The organism is Poseidonocella sp. HB161398 (assembly GCF_005870025.1).
Classification (GTDB): domain Bacteria; phylum Pseudomonadota; class Alphaproteobacteria; order Rhodobacterales; family Rhodobacteraceae; genus Mangrovicoccus.
In genome coordinates, this window is the sequence record NZ_VATA01000052.1 from 19,142 (window position 1) to 43,768 (window position 24,627).

A 24,627-nucleotide genomic window follows, 5' to 3' on the forward strand; every position below is an offset into this window, starting at 1 on the left:
CCGGGCGGAAGAACCGGAGAGGACGACGAATGCGACGGATGACGATCCGCCTGGCCGCTGCGGCCGCGGGCGCCTGGATGGCGGCGGGCGGCGGCATGGCCGCGGCAGAGCGGATGAAGGTGGTCACGACCTTCACCGTGCTGGCCGACATGGCGGCCCATGTCGCCGGGGACGCCGCCGAGGTGGTCTCGATCACCAAGCCCGGCGCCGAGATCCACGGCTACGAGCCGACGCCGCGCGACCTGGTGGGCGCGCAGGATGCCGACCTGATCCTGTGGAACGGGATGAACCTGGAGCTGTGGTTCGAGCAGTTCCTGGCCAATCTCGGCGACATCCCCTCGGCGGTGCTGAGCGAGGGTGTCGAGCCGATCCCGATCGCCCAGGGCGCCTATCAGGGCAAGCCCAATCCGCATGCCTGGATGGGGCTCGACAACGCGCTGATCTACATCGACAATATCGAGGCGGCGCTGTCAGGACACGACCCCGGAAATGCCGCGGTCTATGCCGCCAATGCCGCCAGCTACAAGGACGAGCTGCGCGCCACGCTGGAGCCGCTGCGGGCCGAGATCGCGGCCATCTCCGAGGAGCAGCGCTGGCTTGTCACCTGCGAGGGCGCGTTCTCCTACCTGGCGCGGGATTTCGGCCTGAAGGAGCTCTATCTCTGGCCTATGAATGCCGACCAGATGGGCACGCCGCAGCAGGTGCGCGCGGTGATCGACGGGGTGAAGGCGAATGCCATCCCGGTGGTCTTCTGCGAGAGCACGGTCAACACCGCGCCGGCCAAGCAGGTCGCGCGCGAGACCGGTGCCCGCTATGGCGGCGAGCTCTATGTCGACAGCCTCTCGAAGCCCGGCGGGCCGGTGCCGAGCTATCTCGACCTGCTCGAAGTCACCTCGCGCACCGTGGCCGAAGGGCTGGCGGCGGGCACGAACTAGGCGCCCGGACCGGAAGGACCGAAGATGAAACATGACAGCCAGATGGCCGGCGCGCAGGCCTCCGATCCCGCGGGCGGGATTGCCGCCAGCGACGTGACCGTGACCTACCGCAACGGCCATACCGCGCTGCGCCGCGCCAGCTTCGCCATCCCGCGCGGCACGGTGACCGCGCTTGTCGGCGTCAACGGCGCCGGGAAATCCACGCTCTTCAAGGCGATCATGGGCTTCGTGCCGCTTGCCGCGGGCGAGATCCGGCTTCTCGGCATGAGCGTGCGCGCCGCGCTGAAGCAGAACCTCGTCGCCTATGTGCCGCAATCCGAGGAGGTCGACTGGTCCTTCCCGGTGCTGGTCGAGGACGTGGTGATGATGGGCCGCTACGGCCATATGGGCTTCCTGCGCCGTCCCCGCGCGGCCGACCGCGCGGCGGTCGACGCGGCGCTGGAGCGGGTCGGCATGCTCGGCTACCGCCACCGCCAGATCGGCGAGCTCTCGGGCGGGCAGAAAAAGCGCGTCTTCCTCGCCCGGGCGCTGGCGCAGGACGGCCAGGTGATCCTGCTCGACGAGCCCTTCACCGGCGTCGACGTCAAGACCGAGGAGCAGATCATCGCGCTCCTGCGCGAGCTGCGCGACGAGGGCCGGGTGATGCTGGTCTCGACCCACAATCTGGGCATGGTGCCGGAATTCTGCGACCGCACGGTGCTGGTCAAGGGCACGGTGCTGGGCCACGGGCCGACCGAGACGACCTTCACCCGCGAGAACCTGGAGGCGGCCTTCGGCGGCGTGCTGCGCCAGTTCACGCTGGGCGGGCCGGATCTGCATGACGACGCCGATCCGCGCCATGTCACCATCCTCAGCGACGACGAGCGCCCGCTGGTGCGCTATGGCGGGCGCACCCACCGGCAGGAGCCCGGGACATGAGCGTGCTGCTGGAGCCCTTCTCCTACGGCTACATGGCCAATGCGATGTGGGTCTCGGCGCTAGTCGGCGGGGTCTGCGCCTTCCTGTCCTCCTACCTGACGCTGAAGGGCTGGTCGCTGATCGGCGACGCGCTGAGCCATTCGGTCGTGCCGGGTGTTGCGGGGGCCTACATGCTCGGCCTGCCCTTCGCGCTCGGCGCGTTCCTGTCGGGCGGGCTGGCGGCGGCGGCGATGCTGTTCCTGTCGGACCGCTCGGGGCTGAAGACCGACGTGGTGATCGGCATCATCTTCACCGCCTTCTTCGGCGCGGGGCTGTTCATGGTCTCGGTCAATCCGATGGCGGTCTCGATCCAGACCATCACCATGGGCAACATCCTGGCGATCACGCCGGGCGACACGCTGCAGCTGGCGATCATCGGCGTGGTCTCGCTGGCCGTGCTGGCGGCGAAATGGCGCGACCTGCTGGCGGTCTTCTTCGACGAGAGCCATGCCCGCTCGATCGGGCTCCGGCCGGGGCTGCTGAAGGGCATCTTCTTCGCGCTCCTCTCCGCCTCGGTGGTGGCGGCGATGCAGACGGTCGGCGCCTTCCTCGTGGTCGCGATGGTGGTGACGCCCGGGGCGACGGCCTACCTGCTCTGCGACCGCTTCCCGCGGCTGATCCTGACCTCGGTCGCGATCGGCACCTCGACAAGCTTCCTCGGCGCCTATGCCAGCTACTTCCTCGACGGGGCGACCGGCGGCATCATCGTCGTTCTGCAGACGCTGATCTTCCTGGCGGCCTTCCTGCTGGCGCCGAAGCACGGGCTCCTCGCGGCCCGGCGCAAGGCGGCGGCCGCGCTGGCAGAGGAGGTGCCGTCATGATTGAGACGCTCCTGATGCCCTTCCAGTTCCCCTTCATGCAAAACGCCTTCTGGATCGCGCTGATCGTCTCGGTGCCGACCGCGCTTCTCAGCTGCTTCCTGGTGCTCAAGGGCTGGGCGCTGATGGGCGATGCGGTCAGCCATGCGGTGCTGCCCGGGATCGTGCTGGCCTATGTGCTGGGCCTGCCCCTGATCCTCGGCGCCTTCGCGGCGGGCATGCTGACCTCAGTGGCGACCGGCTATCTGGCCGGGAACAGCCGGGTGAAGCAGGACACGGTGATGGGCGTGGTCTTCTCGGGCATGTTCGCGCTGGGGATCGTGATCTATGTCGGGCTGAAGACGAACGTCCATCTCGACCACATCCTCTTCGGCAACATGCTGGGCGTGGGCCCGGCCGATCTGTGGACCGCCGGCAGCATCTCGGCTGTCGTCGCGCTGGGGCTCCTGGCCAAGTGGAAGGACCTGATGCTGCATGCCTTCGACCCGGCCCAGGCGCGGGCCTCGGGGCTGGCGGTGGGGCTGCTGCATTACGGGCTGCTCACGGCGCTGTCGCTGAGCATCGTCGCGACGCTGTCCGCGACCGGGCTGATCCTGGCGGTCGGGCTCCTGATCGCGCCGGGCGCCATCGCCTTCCTGACCGTGCGCAGCTTCGGGCGGATGCTGGCGGTGGCGGTGGCGGCCTGCATGGTCTCGATGCTGGCGGGCGTCTATGCCAGCTTCTGGCTCGACAGCGCGCCGGCCCCGACCATCATCCTGATCCTGACGGCGATCTTCGCCGCCGCCTTCCTGCGCCGCAGCTGGCAGATCCGCCGCGCCGCCGCCCGGGTCTGATCCCGGGGACGGCGTGGGCGCCTATTGCAGGCTTGCCGAGGCCCGCGCGGTGGCGAGCTTCCAGTCCTCGATCAGCGTGCCCTCGGTCACCAGCCGGCTGGCCAGGTAGTAGAGCCGCTGCGTCGCGGGCCCCTCGGGCGCGGTCTCGAAGCGCTGCCTGAGGTAGTAGGGCGGGATCGCCTGGGAATAGAGCGTCGCCGAGACCGTCACCCCGGCCGGATCCGTCCCCGCAGGCAGCGCGATGCGGTAGGCCAGCCGGTCGGATCCGGCCGCGAAATCCGGATCCTCCGCCGCCCGGCCCTCGGGCAGCGTCGCCTTCATGAAGGCGGAGGTCACCTCGCTGTCGCCGAACTTGGCGGCGAAGTCCGCCGTGCCCGGGCGCAGCGCGCCATGGGGCAGCAGGCGGTTGTCCTTCGGATGCGACACCCGGTGCACGAAGCTCGTGGTGAAGGCGCCCTCGGCATTCTGCGTCAGCTCCTCGTAGATCTGCACCTGCGACGGGTCGTCGATCACCGCGTGATGCGGCTGGTAGAGCGCGGTGCCGCCGCCCTCGGGCAGGACATCGAGGAACTCGGTCGGCAGCGGCTGCCCGTCCGGCCCGTCGAGGATCACCCCCGCGCCGTCGGTGCAGCCCGAGCACCAGAGCACCGTGCCATCCGCCGCGGTCGCCTTCACCTCCAGGAAGGCGCGGCGGAAGCCCACGCCCGAGGGCAGCCGGTGGCCAGTGCGGTTCGTCACCGTCACTTCCGCGTCGATCCCGTCCCCGGCGGCGGCGAGCGACAGATCGATCCCGGCGGTCTCCTCCGCGGCCTGCAGCGCCATCGTGCCGATCGACAGCTCGGCGCCGTTCGTCGCATAGGTCATCGGATCGGTCAGGCTCATCCCCATCTCGGCGCGGAACTGGCGCATCATCTCGACCATGAAGACGTTCAGCCCGACGAAGCTGTGCCGCCGGTAGCCCTCGCGGAAGGGCACGTCGACCTCGGCCTGCGGCAGCAGGTTGGCCACGGCCGGCAGGTTCGTGTCCTGGATCGTGGCGATCTGCGTGGTGATCGAGGACAGCTCCAGGCTGCCATCGGCGCTCTTGAACCCCGCCTTCATGTGGCAGTCCTGGCAGGATTGCGCGGTCGCCTCCTCGCTGTACTCGCTGTTGACCCATTCCAGATAGGTCGCCTGCTCCACCGAATGCTGGAACTCGGTCAGCGGCCCCGGGAAGGTGACGCCGTATTCCTCCCTCAGGAAGGCCGCGCCGTTCCTGGCCGCCTGGTTGAACACCTCCTGGTCGGCCGCGGTATAGCCGTCGAGCGGCGCGGCGCGGTCGGCATCGACATTGGGCAGGTTGATCGTGTGGCAGGCGCCGCAGAGCTCGCTGTCCCGGATGTAGCTGTCGCCGGCCGGGGTGATCCCCATCGCGTGCTCCATCGGCGTCTGGCGGACATCGTCATAGGGGCCGATCAGCCGGTCCGCCTCCGTCATGCGGAAGACGCCCGTCGTGCCGTTCATCAGGTAGGTGTCGAGCGGGTTGTAGTCGGGCTGGCCCTCCGCCCGCTCTGGCGGGGCGATATGGTGGCAGACCGCGCAGGAGACCCCCTCGCGCGCGAGATTGCCGTATTCGTGGTAGGGATAGGTCCCGTCCGCCGTCTGCGCCTCCAGCTCCGCCGCGGTCAGGGGCGCGTGCAGGAGCGCATAGGACGGCTTGAAATCATTCGGGTCGAGCCCGGATTGCGGATCGGCCGCGGCGTCGATCTGCAGCTGCCGCTGGCCCATCGCGCCATGGCAGGACAGGCAGGTCGTGCCGAGATTGGCGGCCAGTTCGCCGGTCCCGGCCTTCTCGAGCAGCGCGAATTCGCTTTCGAGCTGGGCGAAGAAGACCGGGTCGCGCCCCGCCAGCCCCATCGGCGACCAGCGCCATTCGCCGTATTCCGAGATATTGTAGCCGTCGCCGTAATCCGGCCCGGTCTGCAGGAACATCGTCGTGCCCGAGGGCGGCCCGCCGAGCCCGCCATGGCAGCCGATGCAGTTGTCCGAGGTCAGGAAATGCTGCGGCCCGCCGGGCGGCGAGGGCACATGGTCGAGCCATTCGCTGGGCAGGACCTGCAGCGCCGCCGCCGCGATGCCGATGCCGCCCGAGGGCGGGAAGGCGGCGGCGAAGGCCGGGTTGACCTCGGTCGGCGAGGGCGGCGCCTCCGCGTTCGAGGCGGCCAGCGCGCTGCGGTCATGGAAGAAATCGCGGATCAGGTCGCTTTCGCTCTGCCCCTCCGCCGGGCGCTGCACGCTAGGCAGGTTGAAGGGCCCGGGCGGGAAGTCCTCCATGTTGCGCCAGCTCTCGTCGACCGAGAAGATCAGCGGCTCTCCGGGGAAGCCCTCGATATTCTCCAGCGCGGAATAGACCAGCTCGCTCTCGGCGGAGGCGTGGCAGCGCATGCACATCCCGTCCGCCGCCTGGCCCGCGGGCGTGGTGAGGGGCGCCGCGAAACTGTCGATCCTGGCGTCCTGCCCGACCGAGGCGAAGAACCAGCCGCCATGGGACAGGCTGCTATCCTTGACCATCACCGTCCAGTTGAGCCCGCCGGTCTTCTTCAGGAAGGCGAGCATCTCCGCCTCGACGGTACCGGGATCGTCCGGATGCAGGTATTCGAGCATGCGGCGGTACTCGACATAGCGCGCGGCGGGCGGCGTCGCCATTTCCTTGACGAAGATCGCCCCGTCCGGCACCGCGCCCTGGCGGCCGCCCTCGAGCCAGGCCAGCGCCCCAGGCGAATAGGAGATCCGCACCGCCGGGTGGATGCCGTAGGAGGTGCCCAGCAGGAACGGGCCGGTATCGCGCCAGCGCTTGTCGCGGGTCCAGCCCTCGTCGGCGAAGACGCGGTTGGCGATGAAGGGGAAAAGAACGGCTTCGTAATCGAGCAGCGGCAGCTCGGAGGGCAGCGGCAGTTCGGCCGATCCGGTTTCCGCACGCGTCCCTCCCGCAGAAGACAGGAGCAGGATGGCAGCGGCGGCGGCGGCGCTGAAACGGGACATGTGTCAAAACCTTGTTGTCGAAAATACCGCCACGATGCCGGGATTTTGTTCACATAGCAAGACTTTTGCCGTTCAGCGGACCGGCAGGACCCGCCCTGCCCCGCCCCGTCCCGGCCGCGCCAGCCAGGCCGCCGCCGCCAGGATGACGAGCTGCACCGCGGCGAAAGCGGCCATGGCAGGCAGCAGCCCGGCGCGGTCCGCCAGTGCTCCGGCGGCCATCACCGGGATCGCGAAACCGCCATAGGCATAGACGAAAAGCCCCGCCACCGCCCGCGCCCGGTCCTCCCCGGCGCGCTGCGAGACCTCGGAGAGCGCGGAGAGATAGGTGAAGCCGTAGCTCGAGGCGCTGGTCAGCGCGGTCCCGGCCAGCACCAGCGGCACGGAGTGCAGCGCGGCGCCAGCCAGCAGCGCCAGGAAACCCGGCGGGATCAGGCACATGCCCAGCGACAGCGCGGCGCGGTTGCCCATCCGCCGCGCCCGGGGCTGGCAGAGGAAGCCGGTGAAGAGCGCCAGGAAGATCACGAAGCCCGACCAGCCGCCCAGGCCCTGCCGCGCCAGCAGCAGCGGCACCATGGCGATGGTCATGCCGGTCGAGGCCCAGCTGAGCGCCAGCACCGTGCCGAAGATCGCCGTGCCCTGCGGAAAGACCGGACGGCGCAGCAGCGGCACCCGCCGCGGCCGGTCGGCGCGGGGCAGCCGCAGGCAGGCGAGCGCCAGCAAGGGCGCGGCCATCAGGTAGCCCCAGTAGCTGGCGGGCATCAGGCTCGGCCCCTGCAGGAGGAGGCTCGTCCCGGTCGCCAGCGCGCCGCCGCCGAAGCCCAGGGAGGTGGCCGAGGTTACCGCCAGCGCGGCGCGGGCCTCACGCCCGGGACCGGCGAGCTCGGCCATGTAGGCCGCCCCCGCCGTGGTGGCGAGCCCGGTCCCCGCCCCCAGCAGCAGCCGCGCCGCCGCCAGCGACGCCCAGCCCGGCGCAAGCGCCAGAAGCAGCGTCGCCGCCGTTCCCAGAAGCAGCGCGGCGGCCAGCGGCAGCCGGCGCCCGATCCGGTCCGAGAGCCCGCCGAGGCAGAGCAGAACCGGCATCAGCCCGGCGGCATAGGCCGCGATCGAGAGCGCCGCCGCCGTCGCCTCCATCCGCGTGCCCGCGACATAGGCCGGCACCAGGGGCGCCTGCAGGTTCACGGCGAAGGTGACGGCAAAGAGGCTTGCCGCCAGCAGGGCGGCAGCGGCGGAACGGGGTCGGGGCATGGCGGGTCTCGCATCATTTCGGTCCGCGCAGACTGGCGCAGCAGGGCTGGCGCCGACAGGGACGGTCCCGTACAGTTCGGCCAAACTGTACTGGCGGGAAGAGCAGAACGGATGGCAGGCGGAGCGCTGACGCGGACGGAGGGGCAGACGCTGGTCGTGCAGGTCATGGAGACCCTGCGCGGCCAGATCGCCGGGCGGCGGGCGGCGCCGGGGATGCGGCTGCCCTCGATCCGGGCGCTCTCGGCGCGGCTGGGCGTGTCGCGCTCGACCGTGGTCGAGGCCTATGAGCGGCTGGCGGCCGAGGGGCTGGTCGCGCCGCGGCCGGGCTCGGGCTTCTATGTCGCCGGGCCGCTGCCGCCCTTCTCGCTGATCGAGGCGGGGCCGCCCATGGCGCGCGAGATCGACCCGCTGCGGATCACCCGCCAGGCGCTCGACGGGCGGGGGATCCGCGCCAATCCGGGCTGCGGCTGGCTGCCCGCCGACTGGATGCCCGAGCCCGAGATCCGCCGCGCCCTGCGCGCACTGGCGCGCCGCGAGGCGGCCGGGCTGACCGGCTATGCCACGCCGCTGGGCCTGCCCGAGCTCCGGCGGCTCCTGTCGGTGCGGCTGGCCGATGCCGGGGTGGAGGCGGAGCCCGCGCAGATCATGCTGGCCGAGAGCGGCACCCAGGCGCTCGACCTCGTCTGCCGCTTCCTCTTGGAGCCGGGCGACACGGTGCTGGTCGACGATCCGTGCTATTTCAACTTCCTGGCGCTCCTGCGCGCGCATCGCGTCACGGTGATCGGCGTGCCGCGCGGACCCGCGGGCCCCGATCTGGCGGCCTTCGAGGCGGCGCTGCGCGACCGCCGGCCGCGGCTCTACATCACCAATGCCGGGCCGCATAACCCGACCGGCACGCTTCTCGCCCCGACGGTGGCGCACCGGCTGCTGCGGCTCGCCGAAGCGCATGGGCTGCTGATCGCCGAGGACGACATCTTCGCCGATTTCGAGACCGTCCCCTCGCCCCGGCTCGCCGCTTTCGACGGGCTGGAGCGGGTGATCCAGATCGGCAGCTTCTCGAAGACGCTCTCGGCCTCGCTGCGCTGCGGCTACATCGCGGCGCGGCCGGACTGGATCGAGGGGCTGGCCGATCTGAAGCTGGCCACGGCCTTCGGCGGCGGCGCCCTGCCCGCCGAGCTGGTGCTGCACCTGCTGAAGGAGGGCAGCTACCGCCGCCATGTGCTGGGCCTGCGGCGGCGGCTGGCCGCTGCGATGACCGCGCTGGCGCCGGGGCTCGAGGCGGCGGGGCTGGAGATCTGGCACCGGCCCGAGTCCGGGCTGTTCCTCTGGTGCCGGCTGCCGGACGGGATGGACGCGGCGGCGCTGGCCCGCGCCGCCTGGGCCGAGGGCATCGTGCTGGCGCCCGGCAACGCCTTCAGCGTGTCGCAGGGCTGCGGCAGCTTCCTGCGCTTCAACGTGGCGCAATCCGCGCCCGGCACGCTCCTGCCCGCGCTGGAGCGGCTGATGGCGGCGGCCTGAGGGCTACCAGTCCGGGCTGCGGCCGAAGCCGCAGATCGCGGCGAGCTCGTCGAAGGCCCCGGCCCCGGCGCCCATCACCGGCGCGGGGGCCAGCAGCCCCGGGCCATCGGGGAAGGGCCGGACGCGCCCGCCGGCCTCGGCGATCAGGCAGTAGCCCGCCATGCAGTCCCAGGCGCTCATCCGCGGCTCGGCATAGCCGGTCAACCGCCCCGCCGCGACCCAGGCCAGCATCAGCGCGCCCGAGCCGTAGCGGGTCCAGGCGGCACCCGCCTCCATCAGCGCGGCGAGCATCTCGCCGACCCGCGCCGGGGCGACGCGATCATTGGCGCCGATGCCGAGGAGGCCGGAGCGCAGATCGCCCGAAGCGGCGCGGATCTCCGTGCCGTTTATCGTCGCGCCGCCGCCGCGGACGGCGGTGAAAAGCTCGCCCAGAACCGGCGCATAGATCACCCCGAGGCACGGGCCGTCCGCGTCGCAGGCGCCGATCGAGACGCACCAGCCCGGCAGCCCCGCCAGATAGGGCGCGGTGCCGTCGATCGGGTCGATCACCCAGGTCACGCCGCTTGTCCCCGGGCTCAGCCCGTGCTCTTCGCCCAGCTGGGCATCGGCCGGGAAGGCTTCGGCGAGGGCGGCCCGGATCAGCGTCTCGACCTCGCGGTCGGCCTGCGAGACAAGGTCCGAGGCACAGCGCTTGGTCTCGATCACCAGCGCGTCGCGGCGGCGGAAATAGTCGAGCGCCAGCACCCCGGCGGCACGCGCCGCGGAGACCGCGACCTGCAGCCGGTCCGCTTTCGGACCCGCATCCCTCATGCCGCGCCCTCCGGGATCAGCGCCAGGCCGCGCGGGCGGAGTTCCAGCCCGACCGCCGCGCCGGGGGGCAGCACCGTGCCGCCGCCGTCATCCACCACGAAGATCCGGCCCAGCGGCCCGTCGATCTCGTATTCGACATGATCGCCCAGATAGGCCGAGGAGGCGACGGTGCCCGCCATGCCCGCGCCCTCGGCGCAGAGCCGCGCGGCATTGGCGCGCAGCGACAGCCGCACCCGCCCGGGCGTGAGGCCGCGGGACGGAAGCGGCAGGCGCTGGCCGCCGAGCTCCACCTCGGCCGTGCCGTTCTCGACCGCGAGGATCCGCCCCTCGACGACATTCGCCTCGCCGATGAAATCCGCGATGAAGGCCGAGGCGGGCGCGTCGTAGAGCTCGCGCGGGCTGCCCATCTGCGCCACGCGTCCCTCCTTCATCACCACGATCCGGTCGGAGACGGCCAGCGCCTCCTCCTGGTCATGGGTGACATAGACCGCGGTGAAGCCCAGCCGCTGCTGCAGCTCGCGGATCTCGCTGCGCACCCGGCGGCGCAGCCGCGCGTCGAGATTGGAGAGCGGCTCGTCGAGAAGCAGCACCTGCGGCTCGAGGACCAGCGCGCGGGCCACGGCGACGCGCTGCTGCTGCCCGCCCGAGAGCTCGGCCGGAAGCCGCGGGCCGAGCCCCGAGAGCCCGACCAGCGACAGCGCCGCCTCCGCCCGCTCGCGCGCCTCGGCCGGTTTCAGCCCGCCCGCCTCCAGCCCGTAGGCGACATTCTGGGCGACCGTCATGTGCGGGAAAAGCGCGTAGCTCTGGAACACCATCGACACGTCGCGCCGGTCGGCGGGCAGCCGCGTGACCTCCCGCCCGCCGATCAGGATCTTCCCGGCGCTGGGGCTTTCGAGCCCGGCGAGCATCCTCAGCGTCGTGGTCTTGCCGCAGCCCGAGGGGCCGAGCAGCGTCACCAGCTCGCCCGGCGCGATCTTCAGCGACAGGTCCGGGATGGCGGTGAAGGCGCCGAAGCTCTTGGCGACATTGCGGAACTCCACCGCGCCGCGTGTCTGGCTCATGAGGTTGCCTCCTTGGCAAGGGGAAGGGTGGCGGCGGCGGGCGTCTCGCGGCGCCGCAGCCGGCGCTCGCCCACCAGCAGCTGGAAGCCGCCGATCACGGAGATCATCACCAGGATCAGCACCGAGGAATACGCGATCGCGATGCCGTATTCGCCGTTCTCCACCAGCCCGACGATATAGGCCGTGGCCATGTTGTACTTGGCGCTGACGAGGAAGATCACCGCCGAGATCGAGGTGATGGCCCGCACGAAGCTATAGACCAGCGCCGCCAGGATCGCCGGGCGCATCAGCGGCAGGATCACCCGCCGGAGCGTCCGGCCCGAGCCCGCGCCCAGGGTCAGCGAGGCCTCGTCGAGCGACCCGTCCAGCTGGGCCATCGCCGCCACGCCGCCGCGCACGCCCACGGGCATGTTGCGGAAGACGAAGCAGGCGATCAGGATCAGCGCGCTGCCGGTCATCTGCAGGGGCGGCAGGTTGAAGGCCATGACATAGCTGATGCCGATCACCGTGCCGGGAATGGCGAAGCTCATCATCAGCGCGAATTCGAAGGCGCCGCGGAAGCGGAAGCGCTGGCGCACGATCAGCCAGGCGGTCAGCAGCCCGACCGCCGCGGTCAGCGGCGCCGCCGCCAGCGCGATCTGCATCGTCGTCCAGAAGCTGTCCCAGGCGACGCCGGTCCAGCGCAGCCCGTCCTGCCAGGAGATGCCGAAGGCGCGGATGTAGTGCTCCAGCGTCAGGCTGTGGTCCAGCCCCCAGACCTTCACGAAGCCGCCGAAGAGGATCATCGCGTAGACGAGAAGCGTGAAGCCCGCCCAGCCCGCCGCGATGGCCGAGATCGGCCAGGCCACCCGCCGCGGCAGCCGCGCCGCGCGGCCGCCATCGCCCTTGCCGGTGACGGTGGCGAAATTGCGCCCCGAGAGCCAGAGCCGCTGCGCCAGGAAGGCCGAGAGGGTGAAGGCCAGCAGGATCGCCGCCAGCACCGCGGCGCGGGCCGGGTCGTTCTGCGCGCCGACCACGGCGAAGAAGATCTCGGTCGACAGAACTCCGCCCGAGCCGCCGAGCACCAGCGGATTGCCGAAATCCGCCATCGATTCGATGAAGCCGATCAGGAAGGCATTGGCCAGCCCCGGCGCCATCAGCGGCAGCGTCACCTTGCGGAAGGTCCGCCAGCGGTCCGAGCGCAGCGTCTGGCTGGCCTCCTCCATGCTGGGGCTGATGCCCTCGACCACGCCGATCAGCACCAGGAAGGAGATCGGGGTGAAGCTCAGGAGCTGCGCGATCCAGATGCCGGTGAGCCCGTAGAGCCAGCGGCCGAGCTCCCATCCGGTGGCGGCCTCGATCAGCTGGGTCAGGCTGCCCGAGCGTCCCAGCAGCATGGTCAGCGCCAGGCCGACGACAAAGGGCGGCGTGATGATCGGCAGCACGGTCAGGAGGCGCAGGGACTTCTTGAAGCGGAAGCCGGTGCGGGTCGCGACCAGCGCGAAGACGAGGCCGAGGAAGGTGCTGCCCGCCGCGGTCGAGAGCGCCAGGAAGAAGGTCCGCCAGGCGATGCCGCAGCTGCCGCCCCACAGGCAGGCCAGCGACCAGATCTTCGGATCGGCGATGTTGCGGCGCACGCCCTCGGCGGTGAAGGAGCCGTCGAAATCCTGGAAGGCTCCGGCGAACATCGCCGCCAGCGGGTAGAAGACGAAGACCGCGACCAGCAGCACCAGCAGCGTGATCGCCGCCAGCACGAAGGCATCGCCCTTCAGCACGCCCTTTTCGGCCCAGCCGAAGGCGGCGAGAAGCGCGAAGGCCAGCCCGGCGATCACGGCGCCCGCGCCGAAGGCCTGCTGGCCCGGCACCTCGCCGAAAAGCGCGGCCAGCAGCTCCCAGTTCCAGCCGCGCAGGCCGATCGCCAGGCCCTCGACGGCAAGCCAGCCGAGCCCGGCCAGCCCGATCGCGGCGAGCGCCCTGCCCCGCTCTGCGCCCGCCGGGCGCATGAGCCGCAGGATCAGGGCTGCCGCGAGGAGCGCCAGCACCGGCCAGATCTGCCAGCGCCCCGCGAGCGCCTGGGCCAGCCCCGGCCAGGCCCGCTCCGCCCCCGGCAGGTCGCCGATCCAGCCGAAGCCGAAGAAGCCGTAGCGGTAGCGGTACCAGGGCAGCAGCAGGAGCGCGCCGGCCGCTGCCGCCAGGACCAGGTCGAGCCTGCGGTTGTCTGTCGAAGCCATGGCCCCTCCGTCGCGTCTCATTGCGGCCGGGACGCGCCGTGGCGCGCGCCCCGGGCAGGGTCATTCCAGCGGCAGGCTGCCGATCTCGCGGTCCCAGCGCGCCAGCAGCGCCTTGCGCCGCTCGGCACTGCCGAATTCGGCGAAATCGTAGTCGATCAGCTTGATCTCGGAGAGATCGGGCGCCTCTGCGGGCGGGGTCGCCGCGCGGTTCGAGGGGATCTGGAAGGACCCGGCGCCGGGCATCAGGTTCTGCGCCTCGGCAGTCAGCACCCAGTCGTAGAAGGTCTTGGCCTCCTCCTCGTTCAGCGCGCCGTCGATCAGCGACATCGAGCCGATCTCGTAGCCCGTGCCCTCGCAGGGGGCGACGACGGCGATCGGGAAGCCCGCCACCGCCTGGCTGACCGCGTCATGCTGGAAGACGATGCCGAGCCCGGTCTCGCCGCGCGCCGCCGCCTTCACCGGGGCCGAGCCCGACTTGGTGTATTGCGAGACATTGGCATGCATCTGCCTGAGGAAGTCGAAGGCCTCGTCCTCGCCCATCAGCTGCACCAGCGTCGCCAGCGTAGTATAGGCGGTGCCCGAGGAATTCGGGTCGGCGATCTGGATCTCGCCCTTCAGCGCCGGGTCCAGCAGATCGGCCCAGCAGGCGGGCGGATCGATGCCCTTCCCGGCGAGGATCTCGGTGTTGTAGCCCCAGCCGAGCGCGCCGGAATAGACGCCGACCGTGTGGAAGTCCGAGGTCTCCGCCTGGCCGCGCGCCCAGTCCTGCAGCTCGCCGAGCATTGGGGAGCTGTATTCCGCGCTCAGCCCGTCATGGGCGGCCTGCAGATGCGGATCGCCGGTGCCGCCCCACCACAGGTCGGTCTGCGGGTTGCGCGCCTCGGCGCGGACCTTGGCATAGGCCTCGCCCGAGGAGAGCCGCACCATGTTGACGTCGATATCGGGATGGCCTTCCTCGAAGGCGCCGACCAGCGCCTCGCAGATCACCACGTCGGCCGAGCAGATCAGGTTCAGCTCGCCCGCATGGGCAGCGGCCGGCAGCAGTGCAGCGGCGCCCAGAAGGGCGCTTTTCAATGTCTTCATTTTCTCCTCCCTGAGGCCCGGTTTTCCGGGTCCGTCCTGTTGCACAGGTGTGCAATAAACTGCCGGTCGAATCCTGAGTTGTCAATAAAACTTCACATTAATATGCTTGGCATCGGGAATGAACCGCTTTGCACAGGAGTGCGGAATTTGGCGAGACGGCAGGTAAGCGCGCGGGATGTGGCCGAGCTGGCCGGGGTGTCGCGCACGGCGGTCTCGCGCGCCTTCACCCCCGGGGCGTCGGTCTCGGCCAAGACCCGCGCCAAGATCGAGGCGGCGGCGGCGGAGCTGGGCTACCATGTCAACCACCTGGCCCGCGGGCTGATCACCGCGCAGACCGGGCTGGTGGCGCTGATCGCGGCGGAGCTGCACACGCCCTTCCGCGCCGCGATGCTGGCCGCGCTGAGCGAGAGCCTGCAGGCGGCCGGGCGGCTGGGGCTGCTGATCAACACCGACCGCTCGGACGAGAGCGTCGCGCGGGCGCTGCGCCAGGCGATCGCCTACCGCACCGATGCGGCGATCGTGCTGTCGGGCATGCCGGAAAGTGCGCTGGCCGAGACCTGCCTGCGCAACGGCATGCGGCTGGTGCTGATCAACCGCGACGAGGCGGGGCCCGGCACGACGATGATCCGGCTCGGCGATGCCGAGGCGGGGCGGCAGGCCTTCGCGGCGCTGGCGGCGGCGGGCTGCCAGCGGCTGGCGCTGGCGCATTCGCGCGCCGGAACGCCGAGCCTGGCCGCCCGGGCCGAGGGGTTCCGCGCCGCCGCGGCCGAGGCGGGACGGACGCTGACCGAGGCATGCGACGGGCCGACCAGCTACCAGACCGGGCTCGATCTCGGCAGCCGGCTGCTGACCCGGCCCGACCGGCCCGACGGCATCTTCTGCGCCACCGACCTGATCGCCTTCGGGGTGATCGACGCGGCGCGCCACCGCTTCGGGCTGGACGTGCCGGGCGATGTCTCGGTGATCGGCTTCGACGATGTCGAGCAGGCCGGCTGGGAGGGCTATGCGCTGACCACTTTCCGCCAGCCGGTGGAGGAGATCGCCCGCCAGGCGGTCGCCTCGCTCGATGCCGGCGCCCCCGAGGAGGCGCAGCGGATCACCCTGCCCGTCCCCATGGTCTGGCGCCGCTCGGTCCGCCAGCCGCCGAGATAGATCCGCCGGTCCGGCGCGGCGCGGGCGATGCCGCGCATCGCGTCGATGCAGGCGATGGCGGCGGGGATGCGCAGATGGCGCCGCGCGCGGCGCCCGTCCGTTCCCGGTGCGCTGCCGCGGATGCCCCGCGTCTCGGGGGCGAGGACCCGCACCTCCCGCGGCACCATTGTCTTCCGGTCCCCGGCGCTCCCTATCCGCAGGCCGCCCCAGAAGGAGCGACGCGCAGGTCCGTCCCGGAATGTCCGCCCAAGGCGCCGCCGTTCGAGGAGGGCCCGGGTCAGGCCCGGGCCGGGACAGGGGCGATCCCGGCCGCGGCGCGGCGGGGCGCAAGCCGGTGCCCGGCCCGGCGGGCGGATCGCCGCCCGGCCGCCTCTCAGACCGGCAGCACCAGCGCGTTCGGCACCAGCAGCGTGTCGTAGACCGCGATCCGCGAGGACAGCAGCAGCCCGCCGCCCGGCTGCGGCTCGAACCGGTCGATCATCCGCCCCGCCTGGTGCAGCCGCCCCTCGGGCAGCTCGGCCAGGGTCTCGATCAGGATGTAGTTGACTGTCGCGCAGATCGTGCCGCCGGGCTCGATCCCGGTGACGCGGGTATTGGCCATGTAGTGGCGCAGGTAGCGCGGCCCGAACATCGAGGTCTTGGCAATCGCCAGCGCCCGGTCGCGCAGCATGGCGCGGCCCTCGCAATAGACCAGCCCGACGGGACGGCCATGGTCGAAATTCTCGCGGCTGGTGATGTTGTAGAAGGCCTCCGCGGTGAAGAAGTCCGGCCAGTCCATCAGGTCGCCGTCGTCGAGCACCGCGCAGTATTCGGCATTGAACTCCTCGATCGCCAGCCGCGCCTCGCGCCGCGCGGCCCTCGTGTCCGCGGCCGCCCGCTCTCCGGTCATCATGCTCACAGCCCCATCTCCTGCCGCCAGTGCCTGTACATCGCCCGGATCGCCGCCTCGGAGATCAGGGTGTTCGAGGTGCCCGCGGGCACTTTCGGGTCGAGCGCCACCAGATGCTCGCCGCCGGTCGAGTTCAGCATCCCGTCCTGCACGAACTTGATCGCCTCGTTGTCCTCGAGCCCGAGGAAGCCCGCCGGCCCCATCAGGTTGCCCTGGCGCAGCCGGTGGCGGGTCATCTCCTCGTCATCGTCCTCGTAGCCGAACATGGTCCAGACCATGGTGAACTCGTTCGGCCCGTTCGGCACGATCTGGCGCACGCCCAGCGTATTCATCTCGCGCTGGACGATCAGACCGGGCCAGACCACCTGCATGGTCACCGACCAGGGGCTGTCGAATTCCTCGACGAACTCCATCAGCCGCGGATCCTCCAGCACCATGCCGTCGCGATAGGCGCGCATCTCGGCCTTGTTCTCGGCCGAGACCGTGGCGCCGTCGCTTTTCGCCGAGGCCATGGTCGAGTGGCGCCCCCTGGGATCGACGATCATCGCCGACTTGTTGCCCGCCACCAGCAGCCCGAAGGTCACCAGGAAGGTATGCAGCAGCGTCGCGTGATAGGGATCCTTCAGGTTCTCGGGATAGAGTTTCCAGTTGCCCATCAGCGTGTGGCGGTAGTGCCCCAGAACCCTCAGCTTGCGCCCCGGGAAGACCGTGTCGAAATCGGCCAGCATCTCGGCGCCCATGTAGTCCTCGAAGCTCTCCACCTCTTCCGAGAAGGAGGCGAAGACCGCGCCGTTCCTCTGGGTGACCTTCAGTTTGCGCACGCCGTGGTTCGCGGGATCGAAATCCGGGCCCATGCCGCCCTCGCCATTGACGCCGCGGCGGAAGGGGACGCCCGAGAGGTTGCCCTTCAGGTCGTAGCTCCACTGGTGGTAGGGGCAGACGAATTCCTCGGCATTGCCGCGCAGCTCGCGGCAGAACTCGGCGGCGCGGTGCGAGCAGCGGTTCTCGACGACATTGATGCCGCCGTCATGGTCGCGGACCATCACCACCGGGGTCGGGCCGACATTGGTGCGGATGTAGTCGCCCGGCTCCGGCACTTCGGCGGCCAGGCCGACATAGTTCCAAGTGGGGCCGTGGAAGATCCGCTCGATCTCGCGGTCGTAGATCTCGCGGCTGGTATAGACCCAGTCCGGCACGCGGTCTAGACCGGAGGCCGGCCAGGTGAACCGCTTCTCGATGGGCAGCATCTTCATGTCGTCTTCCTCGATCAGGGAAAGGTCGGTGTCGGGATCGGCCAGCCGCGCCGGGTCGACCGGCTGTCCGGAGGCGATCAGGCGGCGGCCGAGGCGCAGGAGCTCCGGGTCGCCGAACTCGATGCAGGCGGTCACGCGGGACGCGGCATCGAGGCAGTAGAAGGCGGGGGCGTCGCCGTCGCGGCGCACCGTCGGCAGGTCCGGCGCCGGCAGGCCGGCGATCTGCAGCGTGCCGCCGAAGAGGTCGGACCAGAACCACGGGGTCTCGGGCGCGGGCAGCGGCGTGCCGGCAATGGCGCAGGCGGCGCGCAGGGCCGAGGCGCGGGCATTCTGCCAGCTCTCCATCCGCGTTTCCGCCCCGCTGATCTCGTCGCGGGCCACTGCCACGTCGCCGATGGCGTAGATTGCCGGATCGGAGGTGGCGCCGCGGGCATTCACGAGGATGCCGCCTGCCGTAGCGGTCTCCAGCCCGGCCGCCCGGCCGAGCGCATCGCCCGGCACGGCGCCCGCGCCGATGACGATGCAGTCGGCAGCGACCAGGCGGCCATCGGCCAGCGCGACGCCCTCGGGCGAGACCCCCGCGACCGCCGCCCCGAGATGCAGCGCCACGCCGTTCTCTCCGGCCACCCAGGCGAGCAGCTCGGCCGGGCCCTCGGGCAGGAGCCGCTTCAGGAGCCGGTCCTGCGCCTCGATCACCGCGACGTCGCGGCCGAGCGCGCGGGCGGCCGAGGCGATCTCCAGCCCGATGAAGCCGCCGCCGATCACCGCCACGCGCGACGCGGCGCGCAGCGCCGGACCCAGCCGCTGGGCATCGCCGGCATCGCGCAGGGAGTGCAGCGTCACCGTCTCCGCCCCCGGCAGGGCCAACCGCCGCGCCTCCGCCCCGGTGGCGAGGATCAGGATGTCGTAGCCTAGCGCCGTGCCGTCCTCCAGCGCGACCTGCCGGGCCGCCCGGTCGATCGCCGTCGCCCGCAGGCCGAGCCGCAGCACCGTCCCCAGCCGCTCCGCCTCGCCCGGCTCGAAGACCTCTGCCTCGGCCAGCGTCGTCCGGCCGAGAAGCAGGTCCTTCGACAGGGGCGGCCGCTCATAGGGGGCATGCGCCTCGGCGCCGACCAGCGTGACGGGTCCGGCGAACCCCTCCGCCCGCAGCGCCCGGGCCGCCTCGGCCCCCGCCTGCCCGCCGCCGAGGATGACGACCCGCCGCGGGTCCGGGCCCTGTCCCGCCCCGGCGAAGGCCGGGGCCTCCGCCTCGGCGCCCGCGCGCGGCTCGGTGTCGATCCAGACGGTGCCGTCCTCGACCTTGACCGCGTAGGTCGCCAGGTCCTTCGTCACAGGTGCGCCCTGCGCCTTGCCGGTGCGGATGTCGAACAGCCCCTGATGCAGCGGGCACTCGACGCAGCCGCCCTCGACATGCCCTTCGGTCAGCAGCGCGAAGGCATGGGTGCAGATATTGGCCGTGGCGAAGATCTCGCCCTCGAGCGCGAAGAGCGCCAGGCGCAGCCCGTCCGCCTCGACCGCGACGGCGCCCTTCTCGCGGACCTCCGCCGCCGGAATGCTCGGATGCCAGCTCATGCCGCCTCCGCCAGCAGCGGCAGCCCCAGCAGCTTCGCGGCATTGTCATGGCAGACCATCGCCCGGGTCGCCGCGTCGAGCGGCGCGGTCTCGATGAACTCCGCCGCCGCGGCCGTATCCTCGTAGGGGTAGTCGATCGAGAACATCACCCCCTCGGGCCCCATCTCGCCGAGCGCGCCCATCAGCGCGGCATGCGAGCAGACGCCGGTCGTGGTGACGAGGATGTTGCGGGTGAAGTACTGCGAGGGCCTCAGCTCCAGCTCCACCCCCATCGGATAGGCGGCGAAGCGCGAGTCGAAGCGCCAGCGCAGATAGGGCAGCGCCTCGCCCATATGGCCCAGCACCAGCTTCGCGCCGGGGAAGCGGTCGAAGACGCCGGAGAACAGCAGCCGCAGCGCATGGCTGCCGGTATCGACCCCCCAGCCCCAGGTCGCGCCGGTCAGCACCGGCATGTCGGCGAAGACCGGCGGGTGGGCGCGGGCATTCGAGGGATGCAGGTAGAAAGGCACGTCGAGGGCCTCGAGCTCCGCCCAGAAGACGTCGTATTCCGGCGCGTCGAAATAGGTGCCGTGGACCGGGCTGTTGACGAGGCAGCCGAGGAAACCCAGCTCCGTCACCGCGCGGCGCAGCTCGGCCGCGGCGGCGTCGGGATCGTGCATCGGCAGCGCCGCCAGCCCCGAGAGCCGGTCAGGAAGCGGCGCGATCTTCTCCGCCAGGAAGTCGTTGGCGCCCTTCGCCGCGGCGATGGCAGTCTCGGGCGGCTCGCCCTGAGGTCCCGGCCCGGTCAGCGACAGGACCGAGCGGGTGATGCCGTAGCGGTCCATCAGCTCGATCCGCTCGCCGTCGAAATCGCCCAGCCGACGCGTCAGCGCTGCGGCCTCCGCCCCGGGGATGAGCTTCAGGAAGGCGGCGGAGTGCTTTTCGAAGCCCGGCGCCATGAAATGCTCTTCGAAGGTGATCTTGGGTGTCATGGACCCTCCTGTCTTGTCGTGCCGCGGCCCGCGGGCCGGGAATTTCTGCAGTGTGCTTCGTTTCAGGCCGGACCCCTGCCCGGCCATGGGTGTTCAGAGGAGCAGCGCCGGCGCCAGCGTCGCGATCCCGGGCACGTAGGTGACCAGAAGGAGCACCAGCAGGTTGACCAGGATGAAGGGCCAGATCCCCGCGATGATCTCGGTCACCGGCGTCTGCAGCGTCGAGGACGCGACGAAGAGGTCCAGCCCGAAGGGCGGCGTCACCATGCCGAGCGTGACATTGACCGCGACGATCATGCCGAAATGCACCGGGTCGATTCCGAGGCTCGCCGCCACCGGATAGAGCGCGGGCACCAGGATCAGCTGGATCGAGTTCGGATCGACGAACATGCCCGCGACGATGAAGGCGATATTGGCGATCATCAGGAAGACGACCGGCCCGGCATGGATCTGGTCGAGCCCGGCGATCAGCAGCGCGGGAAGCTGCGCCATGGTGATGAAATAGGAAAGCACCGTGCCGAGCGCGAGCAGGAGGAAGATCACCGCATTCTGCACGGCGGTCTTCTCGGCGATGGCGACGAGCCCCTTCAGGTCGAGGCTGCGATAGACCCCCATTTCGACGGCGATGGCATAGACCACGCTGACCACGGCGGCCTCGGTGGCGGTGAAGAGCCCGCTATAGATGCCGCCCATGATGACCACCGGCAGGCCGAGCGCCCAGCCCGCGCGGCGGAAGGCGGCGGCGATCTCGGCCAGGCTGGCGCGCGGATCGCCGGTGACCCCGGTGCGGCGCGCCTCGATCGCGGTCAGGATGGCGAAGGCCAGCCCCAGCACCAGGCCGACGGAAAGCCCGGCCGCGAAGAGCGCGGTGATCGAGGTGCCGGTGATCCAGCCATAGACGATCAGCGTGATCGAGGGCGGGATCAAGAGCGCCGTCTCCGCCGAGGAGACGATCAGCCCCAGCGAGAAGCGGTCGCGGAACCGCGCGCGGCGCAGCTCCGGATAGAGGATGTGCCCCATCGCGGCGACCGTGGCGGGCGCCGAGCCCGAGACCGCGCCGAAGCCCATCGCGCCGCCGATCGTGGTATAGCCGATGCCGCCCCGCGCATGGCCGACCAGCGCGCGCACCAGACCGGTCAGCCGCCCGGCGATCTGGCCATGGCCCATCAGCTCGGCCGCGAAAAGGAAGAACGGGATCGCCAGCAGCAGCGACTGGTTGATGCCGCCCGCCATCTTCTGCGCGATCACCATGTCGGGGATGCGCGCGAAGAACCCGGCCTTGACCGCCAGCGCGGGCAGGCCCAGCACCATCAGCATCTCGAACCCCGCCACGAGGAGGAGCGCCGCGCCAAGCGCGATTGCGAGCCCGAGGATCATTCCGCCGCCTCCCGTGCCGCGCCGTGGCGGTCGATTGCGCCGAAGAGGCTGGCGCCGTAGCGCAGCGCCAGCAGCAGGAAGCCCGCGCAGGGCGCCACGTAGATCCAGCCCGCCGCCAGGCCCAGCGTCGCGCTCGCCTGGCCGGAGGCGAAGACGAAGGCCGCCATCTCGCGCGACAGCCAGGCCATCCAGAGCGAGAACGCGAGCCCCGCCAGGTCGATGATCCGCGTCAGCGGCAGTCCGGTCCGCGCCATGATCCCCGCCCGCCAGCTGTCGACCGCCACCTGCTTGCCGCGCTCGAGCGCGAGGCCCGCGGCGAGGAAGACCAGGTAGAGGTTCATCAGCCGGACCACCTCGTCGATCCACTGGAAGGACGAGGCCGCCGCGCCGCCGAAGAGCCGGATGCCGACATTGAAGGCGAAGAGCGCCGTCATGCCGAGGAGAAGCGCGACGAGGATGCCGCGCTCGGCCAGGCGGATGAGGGAAAGGAGGGTCTGCATGGCGCGGAAGGTCTCAGTTCACGGCCGCGGCGCGGGCCGCCTCGTAGGCGTCGAAGAGCGCTGCGCCCTCCTCGCCCGAACGCGCCAGGAACGCGTCGCGGGCCGCCGGGAACATCGCGGCGCGCAGCCCCTCGAGCACCTCCGCGGAGGGCTCCGTCACCTCGACCCCGGCAGCGCGGATCGCCTCGAGCGAGGTCTCCGCGGCCGCGGCCTTGTGGGCGATCATCTCCGGGATCAGCTCCTGGAAGGAGGAGGTGATCGCCTCGCGCCATTCGGGCTTCAGCCCCTCCCAGACGGCGGGATTGAAGAGCAGGACATTCTCGATCGCGCCGTGGTTCGTCAGCGACAGATGGCTCTGCACCTCGTAGAATTTCATGTTGTAGATCGTGTCGAGCGGGTTCTCCTCGCCATCGACCACGCCGGTCTGCAGCGCGGTGTAGAGCTCGCCGAAGGGGATCGGGACGGCGGTCACGCCGATCGCCTTGAGCGCGGCGACGAGCACGGCGGAATCCATCACCCGGAAGGTCTGGCCGGAGAAATCGGCGACCGAGGCGATCGGCTGCTCGGAGGTGAACTGCTTGGTGCCGTTCGGATAGAGCCCGATGCAGGTCACGCCGCGGCTGTTGAAGCTCTCGCAGAAGGCATCGCCGAAGCCGCCGTCGCGGATTGCCTGGGCGGCCGCGGGATCGGAGGGATAGAGGAAGGGGATGTCCATGATCGAGGCGAGCGGGTTGAACCCGCCCATGAAGGCGACCGGCCCGGCGGTGGCGTCGAGCGCGCCGAACTGCACGGCCTCGGTCATCTCGCGCTGGCTGCCGAGCTGGCTCTGCGGGAAGATCTGCAGCTCCAGCGCGCCGCCGGTCTTTTCGGCGACCTTCTCGGCGAGGGATTGCAGGAGCACATGGGTGGTGGAGGCGGGCGCCTCGACATGGCCGATGCGCAGGCTCAGCTCCTGCGCGGCGGCGGCCAGCGGCAGGGCGGCGAGAAGCAGCGCCGCGCCCAGCGGGCGGAAGGCGGCTTTGGAGAAGATGGCGGACATGGGAAAGCTCCTGTCGGCTGTGGCAGGCGGGACGGATCCGGGCCCGCCCGCCCCCGGCCTTCCGGGGACGGGCGGCGCGGGGATCATTCGAAGGCGGAGGCGGGGTAGAACTTCTCGTCGGCCCAGGCGCCGTCCACGGCCTTCTTGACCATGTAGGCCCCGGCCGGCGTGCCGCTCTCGTCGAGGGTCAGCGGCCCGGAGGCGCCCTCGTAGTCGATGTCCTTGCCCTCGGCGAGCGCGGCCTTGGCCTCGGCGAAGGTGGTGACCTTCTCGCCGCCCTCGGAGATGTCGCGGATCACCGCATTGAGCGCCTCGCCGGTGCAGGCCTCCGCGGCCTCGAGCCCGATCGCCGAGAGCATTGCCATGTCGTAGGAATTCGCCGCGAAGGGCCCCGGCGCCTTGCCGGTCTTCTCCTGGGTCAGCGCGGCGAAGGCCTTGAACTCGGGCAGCGTGCTGTCGGCCTCGGCCAGCTCGACATAGGCGCGGCCGTTGAGGATGCGCGGATCTACCGCCTCGAAGACCTCGGGCACCGCCAGGTCGGCAGTCAGCAGCCATTCGCCCTCGAAGCCACCGGCCGCGGCCTCCTTCATCACCGTGACGCCGGATTCCTGCCCGCCGGCCAGGTAGATGGCGTCCGGATTGTGCGCCAGCACCGAGATCAGCTCGGCCTGGTAGGAGGGCTGGCCGGGATTGTAGACGATCATGTCGGTCAGCTCGATCCCGGCATCGGCCAGCGCATCGCGCGCGACCTGCGCCGGCGAAATGGTCGATTCCTCGTTCTGGATCAGGAAGGCCACCGACTTGTAGCCCTTCTCCGACAGCCACAGCCCGGAGGCCGCGCCGTCGCCCAGATCCGAGGAGACCGTGCGGTAGACATAGTCGCCGCCGATCTCGTTGAGGGTGATCGTGCCGGCATAGGGCGACATCATCACGGTCTTCTTGCGCTTGGCCAGGTCGACCAGCGCCACCATTTCGCCCGAGGCCGGGCCGAGGATCGCCACGGCGCCCTCGGTGTCGATCATCTTGTTGGCCTCGCGGATCGCCTGTTCGGCCGAGCCGCCGGTATCGGCCACGACGGTGCGCAGCGGGCCGCACTTGGTGCCGCCCGCGGCGTTGATCTCGTCGACGCCGAGCTGCACCGCATCGGCGACGATCTGGCCGAATTCGCCCAGTTCGCCGGTCAGCGGCACGAGGATGCCGAGGGTTGCGCCAGTCTCTTGCGCCAGAGCGGGCTGGAACGCGCTCAGCGCGGTGGTCAGGGCCGCAGCCGCGGCCGCGGATCGTGCAAGGGTCATGATCTGTCTTCCTGTTGGCTTGCGTTCTTTTCTTTGCTTGCGGCTCCGCGCCCGGCAGGCGCGGCGCCCTTGTCGCGGAGGTCAGTGC

19 protein-coding genes are annotated in these 24,627 nt (G+C 70.9%); 6 read left to right on the top strand and 13 right to left on the bottom strand.

Annotated elements, in window-relative coordinates; genetic code table 11:
• Nucleotides 1–38: 38 nt before the first annotated feature.
• From FGX59_RS27655 to FGX59_RS27670, 4 genes are read left to right on the top strand one after another with little or no spacing between them, the layout of a single operon-like run.
• Nucleotides 39–935 (top strand): metal ABC transporter substrate-binding protein, encoded by an 897-nt coding sequence (locus FGX59_RS27655; protein WP_138470466.1) that lies wholly within the window; start codon nucleotides 39–41, stop codon nucleotides 933–935.
• A 24-nt stretch (nucleotides 936–959) separates the two neighbouring features.
• Entirely contained in the window at nucleotides 960–1,853 is an 894-nt protein-coding gene (locus tag FGX59_RS27660; RefSeq protein WP_138470426.1) for a manganese/iron ABC transporter ATP-binding protein, read from the top strand.
• Entirely contained in the window at nucleotides 1,850–2,713 is an 864-nt protein-coding gene (locus FGX59_RS27665) for a metal ABC transporter permease (protein WP_138470428.1), read from the top strand. Before FGX59_RS27660 ends, FGX59_RS27665 begins: the two co-directional genes overlap by 4 nt.
• The gene (locus FGX59_RS27670; RefSeq protein WP_138470431.1) at nucleotides 2,710–3,543 is read left to right on the top strand and encodes a metal ABC transporter permease; all 834 of its coding nucleotides are present in this window, start codon (nucleotides 2,710–2,712) and stop codon (nucleotides 3,541–3,543) included. Before FGX59_RS27665 ends, FGX59_RS27670 begins: the two co-directional genes overlap by 4 nt.
• A gap of 21 nt (nucleotides 3,544–3,564) precedes the next feature.
• Here FGX59_RS27670 and FGX59_RS27675 read toward each other — a convergent pair whose 3' ends face one another.
• Both FGX59_RS27675 and FGX59_RS27680 read right to left on the bottom strand, forming a co-directional pair.
• Nucleotides 3,565–6,564 (bottom strand): hypothetical protein, encoded by a 3,000-nt coding sequence (locus FGX59_RS27675; protein WP_138470433.1) that lies wholly within the window; start codon nucleotides 6,562–6,564, stop codon nucleotides 3,565–3,567.
• 72 nt (nucleotides 6,565–6,636) lie between these two features.
• Nucleotides 6,637–7,809, bottom strand: coding sequence for an MFS transporter (locus FGX59_RS27680; protein WP_138470435.1), 1,173 nt, complete (start codon nucleotides 7,807–7,809; stop codon nucleotides 6,637–6,639).
• A 111-nt stretch (nucleotides 7,810–7,920) separates the two neighbouring features.
• Between FGX59_RS27680 and FGX59_RS27685 the strand changes: the two genes are divergently transcribed.
• Nucleotides 7,921–9,327, top strand: a complete 1,407-nt coding sequence (locus FGX59_RS27685) for a PLP-dependent aminotransferase family protein (RefSeq protein ID WP_240722765.1) — start codon at nucleotides 7,921–7,923, stop codon at nucleotides 9,325–9,327.
• Nucleotides 9,328–9,330: 3 nt separating this feature from the next.
• On the opposite strand, the gene FGX59_RS27690 is transcribed toward FGX59_RS27685, so the two are convergent.
• From FGX59_RS27690 to FGX59_RS27705, 4 genes are read right to left on the bottom strand one after another with little or no spacing between them, the layout of a single operon-like run.
• Nucleotides 9,331–10,137, bottom strand: coding sequence for an inositol monophosphatase (locus tag FGX59_RS27690; protein ID WP_138470437.1), 807 nt, complete (start codon nucleotides 10,135–10,137; stop codon nucleotides 9,331–9,333).
• Nucleotides 10,134–11,198 carry an ABC transporter ATP-binding protein gene (locus FGX59_RS27695; protein ID WP_138470438.1) on the bottom strand — a complete coding sequence of 355 codons (1,065 nt, stop codon included), beginning with the start codon at nucleotides 11,196–11,198 and terminating at the stop codon, nucleotides 10,134–10,136. The genes FGX59_RS27690 and FGX59_RS27695 overlap by 4 nt, the downstream gene beginning before the upstream one ends.
• Nucleotides 11,195–13,408 (bottom strand): iron ABC transporter permease, encoded by a 2,214-nt coding sequence (locus tag FGX59_RS27700; protein ID WP_138470440.1) that lies wholly within the window; start codon nucleotides 13,406–13,408, stop codon nucleotides 11,195–11,197. The genes FGX59_RS27695 and FGX59_RS27700 overlap by 4 nt, the downstream gene beginning before the upstream one ends.
• A gap of 60 nt (nucleotides 13,409–13,468) precedes the next feature.
• Nucleotides 13,469–14,491: an ABC transporter substrate-binding protein gene (locus FGX59_RS27705; protein WP_138470442.1), complete on the bottom strand. Its 1,023-nt coding sequence runs from the start codon at nucleotides 14,489–14,491 to the stop codon at nucleotides 13,469–13,471.
• Between the two features lie 138 nt (nucleotides 14,492–14,629).
• Here FGX59_RS27705 and FGX59_RS27710 point away from each other — a divergent pair, with 138 nt between their 5' ends.
• A complete protein-coding gene (locus FGX59_RS27710) occupies nucleotides 14,630–15,643 on the top strand; it encodes a LacI family DNA-binding transcriptional regulator (protein WP_370296349.1) in 1,014 nt (337 codons plus the stop codon).
• Between the two features lie 373 nt (nucleotides 15,644–16,016).
• On the opposite strand, the gene FGX59_RS27715 is transcribed toward FGX59_RS27710, so the two are convergent.
• The 7 genes from FGX59_RS27715 to FGX59_RS27745 form a co-directional block, all read right to left on the bottom strand.
• Complete coding sequence (locus FGX59_RS27715; RefSeq protein WP_138470470.1) at nucleotides 16,017–16,535, bottom strand: nuclear transport factor 2 family protein; 519 nt, start codon at nucleotides 16,533–16,535, stop codon at nucleotides 16,017–16,019.
• 2 nt (nucleotides 16,536–16,537) lie between these two features.
• On the bottom strand, nucleotides 16,538–19,357 hold the full coding sequence (locus FGX59_RS27720; RefSeq protein ID WP_138470446.1) for an FAD-dependent oxidoreductase: 2,820 nt from the start codon (nucleotides 19,355–19,357) through the stop codon (nucleotides 16,538–16,540).
• Complete coding sequence (locus FGX59_RS27725; protein WP_138470450.1) at nucleotides 19,354–20,328, bottom strand: amidohydrolase family protein; 975 nt, start codon at nucleotides 20,326–20,328, stop codon at nucleotides 19,354–19,356. Before FGX59_RS27725 ends, FGX59_RS27720 begins: the two co-directional genes overlap by 4 nt.
• A gap of 93 nt (nucleotides 20,329–20,421) precedes the next feature.
• The gene (locus FGX59_RS27730) at nucleotides 20,422–21,705 is read right to left on the bottom strand and encodes a TRAP transporter large permease (protein ID WP_138470452.1); all 1,284 of its coding nucleotides are present in this window, start codon (nucleotides 21,703–21,705) and stop codon (nucleotides 20,422–20,424) included.
• Nucleotides 21,702–22,205, bottom strand: a complete 504-nt coding sequence (locus FGX59_RS27735; RefSeq protein WP_138470454.1) for a TRAP transporter small permease — start codon at nucleotides 22,203–22,205, stop codon at nucleotides 21,702–21,704. The genes FGX59_RS27730 and FGX59_RS27735 overlap by 4 nt, the downstream gene beginning before the upstream one ends.
• 13 nt (nucleotides 22,206–22,218) lie before the next feature.
• Complete coding sequence (locus FGX59_RS27740) at nucleotides 22,219–23,244, bottom strand: TRAP transporter substrate-binding protein (RefSeq protein WP_138470456.1); 1,026 nt, start codon at nucleotides 23,242–23,244, stop codon at nucleotides 22,219–22,221.
• 83 nt (nucleotides 23,245–23,327) lie between these two features.
• A complete protein-coding gene (locus FGX59_RS27745; protein ID WP_138470457.1) occupies nucleotides 23,328–24,539 on the bottom strand; it encodes an ABC transporter substrate-binding protein in 1,212 nt (403 codons plus the stop codon).
• Between the last annotated feature and the right edge of the window lie 88 nt (nucleotides 24,540–24,627).